Origin of the sequence: Curtobacterium sp. C2H10 (assembly GCF_025407985.1) — a bacterium.
In the GTDB taxonomy this organism is placed as follows: domain Bacteria; phylum Actinomycetota; class Actinomycetes; order Actinomycetales; family Microbacteriaceae; genus Curtobacterium.
The window spans coordinates 1-11,736 of record NZ_JABXGF010000078.1 but is presented as its reverse complement, the minus strand read 5'-3'; the positions used below and the strand labels follow the sequence as shown (position 1 = coordinate 11,736).

Below are 11,736 nucleotides of genomic sequence, written 5' to 3'. Positions count from 1 at the left end.
CGGCCTGGAGAACGTCAATAGGGGCCAGCCCCCGGCCCGCCCCCCGCGCCAAGGCCGCGCCACGGGGGGCGCGCCGCGGCCCCCCGGGCCCGCCACCGCGCCTCCTGGCACGCGTCGCGGACCTAGCCCCGGCGGCGGCGACCCTCGACGACGGGCGTCGCGGTGGTCTGCACCTTCGACCCCGAGTAGATGTGCTCGACGTCGGCGGCGAAGTCCTTCAGGACGACCGCACGCTTGATCGTCAGCTTCGGCGTGAGGTGCCCCGACGCCTCGGTGAGGTCGGTGTCGAGCACCGTGAACGACCGGACCGACTCGGCACGTGAGACGCGCTGGTTGGCGGCGTCGATCGCCTCCTGCACGGCCTGGTGGACCCGCTCGTCGTAGGCGGCCTCGTGCGCGGTGAGCGCCGGGGTGATCCCGCGCGTCTCGCACCAGCCGGCGAGCATGTCCCGGTCGAGCGTGACGAGGGCGGCGACGAAGGGCTTGCCCTCGCCGACGACGACGACCTGTCCGATGAGCGGGTGCTCGCGGATGCCGTCCTCGAGCGGTGCCGGTGCGACGTTCTTGCCGCTGGCTGTGACGATGAGCTCCTTGGCGCGGCCGGTCACGGTGAGGACGCCGTCGGTGTCGAGCCGGCCGAGGTCGCCGGTCCGGAACCAGCCGTCGACGAGGGCCTTCGCGGTGGCCTCGTCGTTCCGCCAGTAGCGGTCGAAGACGTCGACGCCGCGGATGAGGATCTCGTCGTCCTCGGCGATCCGGATCTCGACGCCCGGGAGCGCGCGGCCGACACTGCCGATCCGGAGCTCCCCGGCTCGGTTCACGGTCGCGGGGGCGGTCGTCTCGGTGAGGCCGTACCCCTCGAGGATGAGCACCCCGATCGACCGGAAGAAGTGCGACAGCCGCGGGGAGAGCGGTGCCGAACCGCTCACGGCGTAGCGGACGCGGCCGCCCATCGCGTCGCGGAGCTTGGCGTAGACGAGCCGGTCGAAGAGCTTGAACCGGAGGGCGAGTCCGAGCGGGACCTTCCCGCTCGCGAGTGCCTCGGAGTGCGCGACCGCGGTCTTCGCGGCGGCGCGGAAGATCCGACCCTTGCCGCCGAGGTCGGCCTTCTGCTCGGCGGAGTTGTAGATCTTCTCGAACACGCGCGGGACGGCGAGCAGGAACGACGGCTTGAACGTCGAGACCGCGTGCATGAGGTCCTTCGTGTCCGGCTCGTGGCCGACGAGGACGCCCGCGGAGACGGACATCACCGCGATGAACCGGGCGAAGACGTGGGCCATCGGGATGAACAACAGGGTCGAGGCGTCGTCGGCGACGACCTCGGGCATCGCCTCCGACGCGCCCTCCACGGTCGCGGTGAAGTTGTCGTGCCGGAGCACGCAGCCCTTCGGCCGGCCCGTCGTCCCCGAGGTGTAGATGATCGTGGCGTCGTCGTGGCCGTGCACGTCGACGGTGCGGGCGTCGAGCTCGGCGTCGGTGACGTCCTCGCCGAGGCGGACGAGGTCGTCGAGCCCGCCGCCGTCGATCGTCCAGTGCTGGCCGAGGTGCGGCAGGTCCGGTGCGATCGACGCGACACGGCGGGCGTGCTCCTCCTGCTCGACGACGATCGCGACGGCCTCGGAGTCGGAGAGGATCCAGCGCACCTGGTCGGGGGAGCTGGTCTCGTAGACCGGGATCGACACGAGGCCGGCGGTCCACACGGCGAAGTCGACGAGCGTCCACTCGAGGCGGGTGCGCGACAGGATCGCCACGTGCGCGCCGGGCTCGAGGCCCGCAGCGACGAAGCCCTTCGCGATCCCGCGGACCCGACGTTCGACGTCGGCCGCGCTGATCGGGGTCCAGGTGTCGCCGCGGCGCTCGGCGAGGATCGGACGGTCCGGTGTCGCCCGCGCCCGCTCGGAGAGCAGTCGGGCAGCCGAGCCGTGGTCGGGTGCGGTGATCGGTGTTGGGTGCCGCTGATCGTTCACGGTGACTCCCTTGTCGGCCGGTTCGATTCGAGTGCGCCTCATCGTCGAGGCGACACCGCCAGCATAGGGCGCGGTGTCGAGCGTTCCGTGTGGACGCAGGGAACCGGTAGGCTCGTTCCTCGTGCACGCCATCGGAATCGACATCGGGGGCACCAAGATCGCGGGAGCGGTCGTCACGGAACTGGGCGAGATCGTCGCCGAGGACCGGGTGGCCACCAACGCTGCGGACCCGGACGCCATGCTCGACGACGTGGTCGCGATGGTTTCGCGACTGCGCGCCGCGAACGAGGTCAGCGCGGTGGGCGTCGCCGCGCCGGGCTTCATCGACGCCTCGCAGTCGATCGTCTACTACACGCCGAACATCCGGTGGCGGAACGAGCCGCTGCGCCAGAAGCTGCAGCAGCGCATCGGTGACCTGCACATCACCGTCGACAACGACGCCAACGCGGCGGGCTGGGCGGAGTTCCGCTTCGGTGCCGGTCGGCTCGTGTCCGACATGACCATGCTCACGATCGGGACCGGCGTCGGCGGTGCGATCGTCACCGAGGACCGCCTCTTCCGCGGGGGCTTCGGCACCGGTGGCGAGATCGGCCACCTCCGGATCGTGCCGAACGGCCTCCCGTGCGGCTGCGGCGCCCGCGGCTGCATCGAGCAGTACGGCTCCGGTCGTGCCCTGCAGCGCATGGCGAACGACGTCGCGGACGCCGGCGGCATCGGTTCCGCCCTCGCCGACGCCCGTGCGGCCAACGGCGGCGAGCTCGACGGGCACATCGTCGGCGACCTGATCCTGGCCGACGACCCGGGTGCCCTCGCGGCCCTGCGGCGGCTCGGTCGGCACCTCGGCGAGGCCTGCGCCTCGCTGTCCGCCGTGCTCGACCCGCAGCTCTTCGTCTTCGGCGGCGGCGTCGCGAGTGCGGGGGACCGGCTGCTCGACCCGATCAAGCAGGCCTACCTCAACAACCTGCCGGCCCGGGGCTACCACCCGGAGCCGGACTTCGTGATCGCCGAGCTCGTCAACGACGCCGGTGTCGTCGGCGCGGCCGACCTCGCTCGGATCCACGCCCGCACGGCGTAGGGTCGCACCACCCCACCGTCTCGGAGTCGACGATGACCTACTGGCTGCTGAAGAACTTCCTGCTCGGGCCGCTCATCCTCACGCTCTTCCGGCCGTGGGTCGTCGGCCGTGAGCACGTCCCCGCGAAGGGACCGGTGATCTTCGCGTCCAACCACATCTCGTTCATCGACTCGGTGATCCTGCCGGCCGTGCTCGACCGCCGGCTGTCGTTCCTGGCGAAGAGCGACTACTTCACGGGTCGCGGGCTCAAGGGCTGGGCGACGAAGACGTTCTTCAACGCCATCGGCCAGCTGCCCATCGACCGCTCCGGCGGCAAGGCGTCCGAGGCGTCGCTCCGGACCGGCCTGCAGGTCCTCGCCCGGGGTGAGCAGCTCGGCATCTACCCCGAGGGCACCCGCAGCCCGGACGGCAAGCTCTACCGGGGCCGCACCGGCATCGCCCGCATGATCCTCGAGGGGCGCGTCACCGTCGTCCCGGTCGCAATGGTCGGCACGCGCGAGGTGCAGCAGATCGGGCAGCGCTTCCCGAAGTTCAAGCGCGTGGGCGTCGTCTTCGGCAAGCCCCTCGACTTCTCCCGCTTCGAGGGCTTCGAGACCGACCGCTTCATCCTCCGCAGCGTCACCGACGAGGTCATGCACGAGCTCGCCGGGCTGAGCCGCCAGGAGTACGTCGACGTCTACGCGACGAGTGTCAAGGAGCGTGCGAGCACGGCGCGCGAGCAGGTCCTCCGCGGCAAGGTCACGCGGAATGGGCGGGGCACCTCGGCACGTTAGGATTCGATGGTTCCGGCATCCGCCCGGACGGCCATCCCTTCGAGAGGTACCACCCTTGTTCGAGTCGACCGACTTCGTCGCCCTGCAGGATCCGGACGTGATCGAGGGCCTCGACTACTGGCGGACGCTCCCGATCAAGCAGCAGCCCACGTGGCCGGACGCCAGCGCGGCCGAGGCCGCCTCGGCCGAGATCGCCACGCTGCCCCCGCTCGTCTTCGCGGGCGAGGTCGACAAGCTGCGTGAACGGCTCGCGTCGGCGGCCCAGGGCAAGGCGTTCCTGCTGCAGGGCGGCGACTGCGCCGAGACGTTCGCCGGTGCCACGGCGGACTCGATCCGCGACCGTGTGAAGACCATCCTCCAGATGGCCGTCGTGCTCACCTACGGTGCGTCGATGCCCGTCATCAAGATGGGCCGCATGGCCGGGCAGTTCGCCAAGCCGCGCTCGAGCGACTTCGAGACCCGCGGCGACGTCACGCTGCCCGCCTACCGCGGCGACATCGTGAACGGCTACGACTTCACACCGGAGAGCCGCCAGGCCGACCCCCGTCGCCTCGTGCAGGGCTACCACACCGCTGCGTCGACCCTGAACCTCGTCCGCGCCTTCACGCAGGGTGGCTTCGCCGACCTGCGCCAGGTGCACTCGTGGAACAAGGGCTTCGCGTCGAACCCGGCGAACGCCCGGTACGAGCACCTCGCGAAGGAGATCGACCGCGCGATCCGCTTCATGGACGCCTGCGGTGCGGACTTCGACGAGCTGAAGCACGTCGAGTTCTACGCCTCGCACGAGGGGCTGCTCATGGACTACGAGCGCCCGATGACCCGGATCGACTCGCGGTCCGGGCTCGCCTACGACACCTCCGGACACTTCATCTGGATCGGTGAGCGCACCCGCGACCTCGACGGCGCCCACGTGGACTTCCTGTCCCGCGTGCGGAACCCGATCGGCGTCAAGCTCGGCCCGACGACCTCGGTCGACGACATGAAGGCCCTGGTCGACAAGCTCGACCCGAACCGCGAGCCGGGGCGCCTCACGTTCATCACCCGCATGGGCGCCGGCAAGATCCGCGACGAGCTGCCGAAGCTGCTCGAGGCGATCAAGGGCATGGACGCCAACCCGCTGTGGGTGACGGACCCGATGCACGGCAACGGCCTGACGACGCCGACCGGCTACAAGACCCGCCGGTTCGACGACGTCGTGGACGAGGTCCTCGGCTTCTTCGAGGCCCACCGCGAGGTCGGCACGTACCCGGGCGGCATGCACGTCGAGCTCACCGGTGACGACGTCACGGAGTGCCTGGGCGGCTCGGAGCAGATCGACGAGGCCACCCTCGCGACCCGCTACGAGTCCCTGTGCGACCCGCGGCTGAACCACATGCAGTCGCTCGAGCTCGCGTTCCTGGTCGCCGAGGAGCTCGGCGCCCACCCGCACGTGCGCGCGTAGCGCGGTCGCGATCCGCGAGAGCGACAGGGTCCTGCGGAGTCTCCGCGGGACCCTGTCGCTTCGGCGGCACGGGCCGAGCGGCGACGCGCACGTCCGTCGCTTTCGCGCAGTGGTCGCCACGACCGTGTGACGGGAGGCGCGGTGCCGGCCCGCGCCGCGCCTCCCGTTCGCGCGCGCTCGTGACCGCCGTCGTGCGGGCCCAGTCTCGCCGCGCCGCCGGCGGTCGCGGTGTGCGAAAGCGACAGGGTCCTGCGGAGTCCCCGCGGGGCCCTGTCGCCTCGGCGGCACGGGCTGCGTCGCGATGCGCACGTCCGTCGCTTCCGCGCCGTGGTCGCCACAAGCGGCGGACGGGAGGCGCGGTGCCAGCCCGCACCGCGCCTCCCGTCCGTCACGCGCTCGCGGCCTGGCCCGAGACTCGGCCTGGCGGACAGTTCGGGCCGCACGAGGGCGCAGAACTGTCCGCGGGGCCGAGACTCGCCGCCGCGCGGTGCGCCTACTGCTTGTAGGCGAGCGTGATCGTGTCGCCGCGGTGCACCGTCGTGCCCGCCGCCGGGTCGGTGGACTCGACGGGGAGCGAGGCCTTCCAGTCGTAGAAGCCGCACAGGATGTTCGTGCAGGCCGGCACCGAGACCTTCAGCCCGAGCGCGTCGAGCGTCGAGGTGGCGTCGTTGATCGTCTTCCCGTGCACGTCCGGCAGCGTGATGGGCGCCGGACCCTTGGACACGATGACGTCGATCGCGGAGCCGCGCACGACGGGGTCGTCCTGGGCCTTCGCGGACATGATCTGCCCCTCGGGCACGTCGTCGCTGAACTGGCCGTCCTGCGAGCCGAGCGTGAGCCCCACCGTGTCGAGCGTCGCCGTGGCGTCGCTCACGGACTTGCCGACCACGTCCGGGACCGCGCCGAGGGAGACGGTGAGCGTCACCGGGCCGCGTTCGCCGTAGGTCTCGACCGTCGAGAGGTCGATCGTCTGGCCGTCGGTGCCGAGACCCGTCGCGGCGATGACGGTGTCCTTCGGGGCGTCGGCGGAGAACTGGTACTGGTCGTCCTGCAGCTGGAAGTCGTCGTCGAGCGCCGCGGTGACGGTGGAGAGCGGCTGCCCCACGATGGCCGGCAGGGCGATCATCTTCGGCCCGTTCGACACGATGATCTGCACCGAGGTGCCCTTGCGGACCTCGCGCTCGGCGGCGGGCTTGGTCGTGGACACCTGGCCCTTCGCGACGACGGCGTCGAACCGGGTCGCGGTCGACGACGCCGTGTGGAGGCCCTGCGCCTCGAGCAGCTGTCGTGCCTGCGAGACGGACTTGCCCGTGACCTCGGGGATGCGGACGTTGCCCCACGGCCCGGGTCCGAGCGCCCAGCCGATCGAGCCGCCGATCGCCATGAGCACGAGGACGACGACGAGGATGATCCACCCGCGCTTGCGACGCTTGGTCGACTTGTCGGCGAGCCGCTGTCCGGCGGGGGAGAGGGCTCCTGGCTGCGACCCGGTCCGGCGGGGACCCGGAGCGTTCCGACCACCGCGGCCGCCGGCTTGCTGGGCCGATGAACGCTGGGCCGGTTCGAGGATGGTGGTCGCGTCGCCCGAGTCCGCCGAGGTCGGCGTCGCGGACCCGGCGGGGATGATCGCGGTCGCGTTCTCGGGGCGCAGCACGGCGGTGCGGTACTGACCGGTGGCGCGCTGCTGGTCGCCCGACATGTGGTCGAGCATCTCGCGGGCGTCGCGCGGCCGGTCGTCCGGGTTGCGGGCGGTGGACCAGGCGACGAGGTCGTCGAGCTCCGGCGGGACCCCGGCGACGGCGGCGCTCGGCGCGGGGACCGAGTCGTTGGCGTGCTGGTAGGCGATCTGCATCGGCTGCTCGCCCTTGTAGGGCTGCTCGCCGGTGAGCATCTCGTAGAGCATGATGCCGAGCGCGTAGATGTCGCTGCGGGAGTCGGCGGCACCGCGCGTGACGAGCTCGGGGGAGAGGTACGCGATCGTCCCGAGCAGGGCCGCCCCGGTCGCGGTGTTCGCCGTGGTCGCACGGGCGAGACCGAAGTCGCCGAGCTTGATCCGGCCGTCGTCGGCGAGCAGGACGTTCTCGGGCTTGAGGTCGCGGTGGACGATGCCGGCGCGGTGGGCCGAGGCGAGCCCGGCGAGGACGGCCCGGAGGATGTCGGTCGCCTGCTCCGGCGTCAGCGCGTGGTGTTCCTGCAGGAGGTCGCGGAGTGTGATCCCCGGGATGTACTCCATGACGATGTACGCCGTGTCGTCCTCGGCGCCCTGGTCGTACACGCCGACGAGGTTCGGGTGGGAGAGCCGGGCGGCTGACCGGGCCTCTTGGATGAAGCGCTCCCGGAAGGCCTGGTCGTCCGCCAGGTGGCCGTGCATGATCTTGATCGCGACGCGCCGCTCGAGCCGCACGTCGGTCGCCAGGTACACGGTCGCCATGCCCCCGCGCGCGATGCGGGAGCGTACGCGGTACCGGTGATCGATCATGCGACCGATCATCGGATCCGTGGCGGCGTTGGTGGTCATCGGCGGCATTCTACGAATCGGGACTGCACGGACCCGCACTGACGCTCCGGTCGTGACCGAATCTCGATCTTGCGGATGACTCGGTTCCGCCGAGCGGCCAGGCGTGCGAGCGCGCGTGACGGCCCGGCGGACGGGCGTGCGAGCGCGCGCGACGGCCCGATGGACGGGCGTGCGAGCGCGCGCGACGGCCCGGCGGCCAGGCTCAGAGCGACGCCAGCAGGCTCTGCGCGGTCTTCTCCCACTGCGCGTACGCCTTCGGGTACGCCGACACCTGCACGGCCTGCGCCGCCGTCGTGACGTTCATCGACGACCAGCCGGCGATGTCGAGCAGCCCGCGGGTGTGCCCGGGGTTGCCCGTGAAGAACCGCTTCGCCGCCGTCGCCGGGTCCTGGAGGGCCGCAGCGGACCCCCAGCCCTGGCTCGGCCGCTGCTGGAACAGCCCGACCGAGTCGCGGTCCCCGTGGGAGAGGTTGCGCAGGCTCGACTCCTGCATCGCCGCGGCGAGGGCGATGACGATCCCGTGGTCGGACACCCCGAGGGACCGGCCGACCGCCACGATCGTCGCCGCGTTGCCCCGCTGCTCGACGGAGAGCGAGGGGCCCGACGACGGCAGGACGAGCGTCTTGCCGGCGTAGATCGTGCTCGTGTAGGTGAGTCCGTTCGCCGAGAGGAGCGCCGAGACCGTCACGCCGTGCGAGGCCGCGATCGAGGCGATGGTGTCACCCGTCCCGATCTTCACGCTGCCGGCCCGGGCCGACGACGCACTGCCGGAGGTGGAGGCCGGAGCGGACGTGACCGCCGCCACCGGCGCTGCCGTCGCACCCGCGGTCGGCACCCGCAGCGTCTGCCCGGGGTAGATCACCGAGCGCTGGGAGAGCCTGTTCGCACTGAGGAGCGCCGTGGTCGACACACCGACGCGCGAGGCGATGCCGGACACCGTGTCGCCCTGCTTGACGTGGTAGCTGCCCGTGGCCGAGGTCGTCGCCGACGCCGTGCTGACCGCCGGCGTCGAGGAGAGGTGCAGGGTCTGCCCGGGGTGGATGATCGTGTTCCAGCCGAGGCCGTTGCGCACGAGGACCTCCTGCGCGGACAGGCCGTAGCGGGCGGCGATGCCCGACACGGTGTCGCCCTGACGGACGGTGTAGGTGGTGGGCGCCTTCGTCGAGACGGCGGCGACCGTGGTCACGGTGGTCTGCGACGGACGGGCGACCGCGGTCTCGAAGACCGGTCGATCGGTCACCGTGCGGTCCTCGTCGACGTGCCGCTTGTTGCGGTTGTCGTCGTCGTGGCGCGGTTCGGCGTGGGCGACCGGGCCGGTGAGTCCGGCGGTCACCGCGATCGTCCCCGCGAGGACGATGGGCATGGTCGCGAACCGGGCGGATCGTGCGCGCCGGGCGTCTTCGTCTGCAGCGTTGTCCACGGTGTCTCCTGTTCGAGCGGTGAGCCGGTGCACGTGCGTGCGCACTCACAGGTGTTCCCACGCTGGCATGGCGTGATTCCCAAGTCAACCAGAGAGTCGGATGTTGCGTGTGTGACGAATGTGACGAACGAGTCGGTGTGACGCCCCGTCGCACTCTGGCAACATGGGGCCTGTGAGTGCTGCACCCATCGACGACACGACCCTTTCCGAGCGATGGCTGACCGTCCCCGACCTGGTGGACCTGCTCGGGGTGAGCCCCGGACGCGTCCACCGGCTCTTCGAGCAGAAGACGCTGCTGGCCGCGCGCATCGACGGTGTCCTGCGTGTGCCGAGCGAGTTCCTCGACGACACCGAGCCCCTGCCGGAACTGCGCGGGACGCTCATCGTCCTGTCCGACAACGGCTTCACCGATGACGAAGCCGTCCGCTGGATGCTCTCCGTCGACGACGCGATGGGCACCTCGCCGATCGCCGCGCTGCGCGCCGGCCGCAAGGCCGAGGTGCGTCGCGTCGCCCAGTCGCTGCTCTAGCGGTTCCCACCTCGGGTCCAGGAGGCGCGGTGCCAGCCGGCACCGTCCCTCCTGGCATGCAGGTGGGGGCGTCTACGCGGAGCGGCGGCTGACCGTGTCGGCCAGCGCGACGAGCTGCTCGCGCGCCGACGGGGTCAGCGGTGCCGCCTCGATCGCGGCCTTCGCGCGCTGCACGTGCCGCTCGATCGACCGCTCGACGGCGGCGACCGCACCGGACTCGGTGAGCGTCGCGCGGAGCATCTGCACCTGCGCCTCGTCGAGGTCCGGGTCGCCCAGGAGCTCGTCGAGCAACTGCCGGGGACCACTCGGCAACGCCTTGCGGGCCGAGGCGATGAGGACGGTGCGCTTGCCCTCGAGCAGGTCGTCGCCGGCGGGCTTGCCGGTGACCTCGGGGTCGCCGAAGACGCCGAGCATGTCGTCGCGGAGCTGGTAGGCGACGCCGAGGGGGAGGCCGAACGCCCGGAGCCCCTCGAGCTGCGCGTCCGTTGCCCCGGCCACGAGGGCACCGATCACGAGCGGGGCCTCGATCGAGTACTTCGCGGACTTGAAGACGATGACGCGCTGGGCACGGACGAGGTGCTCGTCCTCGTCGATGGTCGGCCAGGCGGTCTCCTCGTGCACGTCGAGGTACTGCCCCGCCGTGACGTCGAGGCGCATGGTGTGGAACTCCTGGCGGACGATGCGACCCCGCGCGGGGTCGAGCAGGGCGAGCCCCTCGTCGAAGACCGAGTCGCTCAGGGAGAGCAGGAGGTCGCCGAGCAGCAGGGCCGAGTTCGTGCCGTAGAGCGCCCGGTCGCCGACCCAGCCCGACTCCTCGTGGAGGGACTCGAACCGGCGGTGCGCTGCCGGACGCCCGCGGCGGGTGTCCGAGCGGTCCATGATGTCGTCGTGGACGAGCGCCGCGGCGTGGAAGATCTCGAGCGCGGCCGCGACCGTGACGATCGCCTCGGCCGTGGTCTGCCGGGACCCCTCGCCGAGCGGGTCGAACGAGCCCGACCGCCCCGCGACGGACTGCCAGCCCCAGTAGCAGAACAGTGCCCGGAACCGCTTGCCCCCGGAGAGCAGATCCCGCGCGTACTGGTCGAACGGAGCCAGGTCCGGACTGATCGCGGCGAGCCGTTCCCGTTGGTCGTCCAGCGCTCGATCGATCCGCGCCGACACGAGGTCCACTAATCGCGTACTCTCAGCCACACTCCCTACCCTAGTGGAGCGGTCGAGTCGTAGACTCGGTCCACCTCAACCACGCGTCGATCCCAGGAACAGAGGGAACAAAGATGCCACTCTCGGAGCAAGAGCAGCGCCTCCTCGAAGAGATGGAGCGCAGCCTCTACCAGAATGACTCCGACTTCGTCGCGCGTGTCACGCGTCGCCAGGGTCGTCCGACGTACACGTCGATCACGCTCGGGGTGCTCGGAGCACTCGCCGGCGTCGCCATCGTCATCGTCGGGTTGGTCATGCGCCAGCCGCTCATCGGGATCCTCGGCTTCGTCGTGATGCTGGCCGGAGTCCTCTTCGCGCTGCGTCCCGGTATGCGAGCCCCCAAGGCGAAGGCGCCTCGGGCCGGCAAGCCGTCGACGGGCGGAGCTTCGCGGCCGAGTCAGGGCGGCGGCGGGTCCTTCATGGATCGGATGAACGACCGCTGGGACAAGCGGAACGACAACCAGGGCTAGCGGCCCTCCACACTCCTCCACGGGGTCGGTCCTTCGGGGCCGGCCCCGTTTCGTGCGTCCGGGGGCGGGGTGCGCCGGGTCGGCGGGCGCCGCGCCGACTGTGCGGAACACGCCGCGACCGGTTCGGCGACCGGGCGAAATGGGTCCCGCTCGAGGCCGCGCGGCGGCCGATCGTGCCCGCTCGGTGGTCCGCGCGCGGCCAATCGTGCCCGCTCGGCGAGCGGGCGAAATACGTCCCACTCGAACCCGCGCGGCGGCCGATCCCGTCCGCTCGGCGGTCCGCGCGGGGCGGGTCGTGACCGCTGGGGCGAGGCGGTGCGCGCCATCGGACGGGAGGCGCGGG

9 protein-coding genes are annotated in these 11,736 nt (G+C 71.5%); 5 read left to right on the top strand and 4 right to left on the bottom strand.

The genetic code is table 11. The features are described from left to right. Positions 1 to 122 precede the first annotated feature (122 nt). A complete protein-coding gene (locus tag HWD93_RS17620; RefSeq protein ID WP_229087078.1) occupies positions 123 to 1,967 on the bottom strand; it encodes a long-chain fatty acid--CoA ligase in 1,845 nt (614 codons plus the stop codon). Between the two features lie 121 nt (positions 1,968 to 2,088). On the opposite strand from HWD93_RS17620, the gene HWD93_RS17615 reads away from it, so the two are divergent. From HWD93_RS17615 to HWD93_RS17605, 3 genes are all read left to right on the top strand, one after another. Then, positions 2,089 to 3,042: an ROK family glucokinase gene (locus tag HWD93_RS17615; protein WP_070418641.1), complete on the top strand. Its 954-nt coding sequence runs from the start codon at positions 2,089 to 2,091 to the stop codon at positions 3,040 to 3,042. Positions 3,043 to 3,074: 32 nt separating this feature from the next. Beyond that, the gene (locus HWD93_RS17610) at positions 3,075 to 3,815 is read left to right on the top strand and encodes a 1-acyl-sn-glycerol-3-phosphate acyltransferase (protein WP_070418642.1); all 741 of its coding nucleotides are present in this window, start codon (positions 3,075 to 3,077) and stop codon (positions 3,813 to 3,815) included. Positions 3,816 to 3,912: 97 nt separating this feature from the next. Continuing rightward, entirely contained in the window at positions 3,913 to 5,256 is a 1,344-nt protein-coding gene (locus tag HWD93_RS17605; protein WP_092387865.1) for a class II 3-deoxy-7-phosphoheptulonate synthase, read from the top strand. A 493-nt stretch (positions 5,257 to 5,749) separates the two neighbouring features. Here HWD93_RS17605 and pknB read toward each other — a convergent pair whose 3' ends face one another. Together pknB and HWD93_RS17595 are read right to left on the bottom strand one after the other, a co-directional pair. Next, the gene (pknB, locus tag HWD93_RS17600) at positions 5,750 to 7,774 is read right to left on the bottom strand and encodes a Stk1 family PASTA domain-containing Ser/Thr kinase (RefSeq protein ID WP_261647518.1); all 2,025 of its coding nucleotides are present in this window, start codon (positions 7,772 to 7,774) and stop codon (positions 5,750 to 5,752) included. Between the two features lie 202 nt (positions 7,775 to 7,976). Then, positions 7,977 to 9,194 (bottom strand): LysM peptidoglycan-binding domain-containing protein, encoded by a 1,218-nt coding sequence (locus HWD93_RS17595; RefSeq protein ID WP_261647517.1) that lies wholly within the window; start codon positions 9,192 to 9,194, stop codon positions 7,977 to 7,979. A 172-nt stretch (positions 9,195 to 9,366) separates the two neighbouring features. On the opposite strand from HWD93_RS17595, the gene HWD93_RS17590 reads away from it, so the two are divergent. Further along, positions 9,367 to 9,723, top strand: coding sequence for an Rv2175c family DNA-binding protein (locus HWD93_RS17590; protein WP_254789630.1), 357 nt, complete (start codon positions 9,367 to 9,369; stop codon positions 9,721 to 9,723). A 72-nt stretch (positions 9,724 to 9,795) separates the two neighbouring features. Here HWD93_RS17590 and HWD93_RS17585 read toward each other — a convergent pair whose 3' ends face one another. Then, entirely contained in the window at positions 9,796 to 10,914 is a 1,119-nt protein-coding gene (locus tag HWD93_RS17585) for a polyprenyl synthetase family protein (protein ID WP_261647516.1), read from the bottom strand. An 83-nt stretch (positions 10,915 to 10,997) separates the two neighbouring features. Between HWD93_RS17585 and HWD93_RS17580 the strand changes: the two genes are divergently transcribed. Continuing rightward, positions 10,998 to 11,393, top strand: a complete 396-nt coding sequence (locus tag HWD93_RS17580; protein WP_070418646.1) for a DUF3040 domain-containing protein — start codon at positions 10,998 to 11,000, stop codon at positions 11,391 to 11,393. The last annotated feature ends 343 nt before the right edge of the window (positions 11,394 to 11,736 follow it).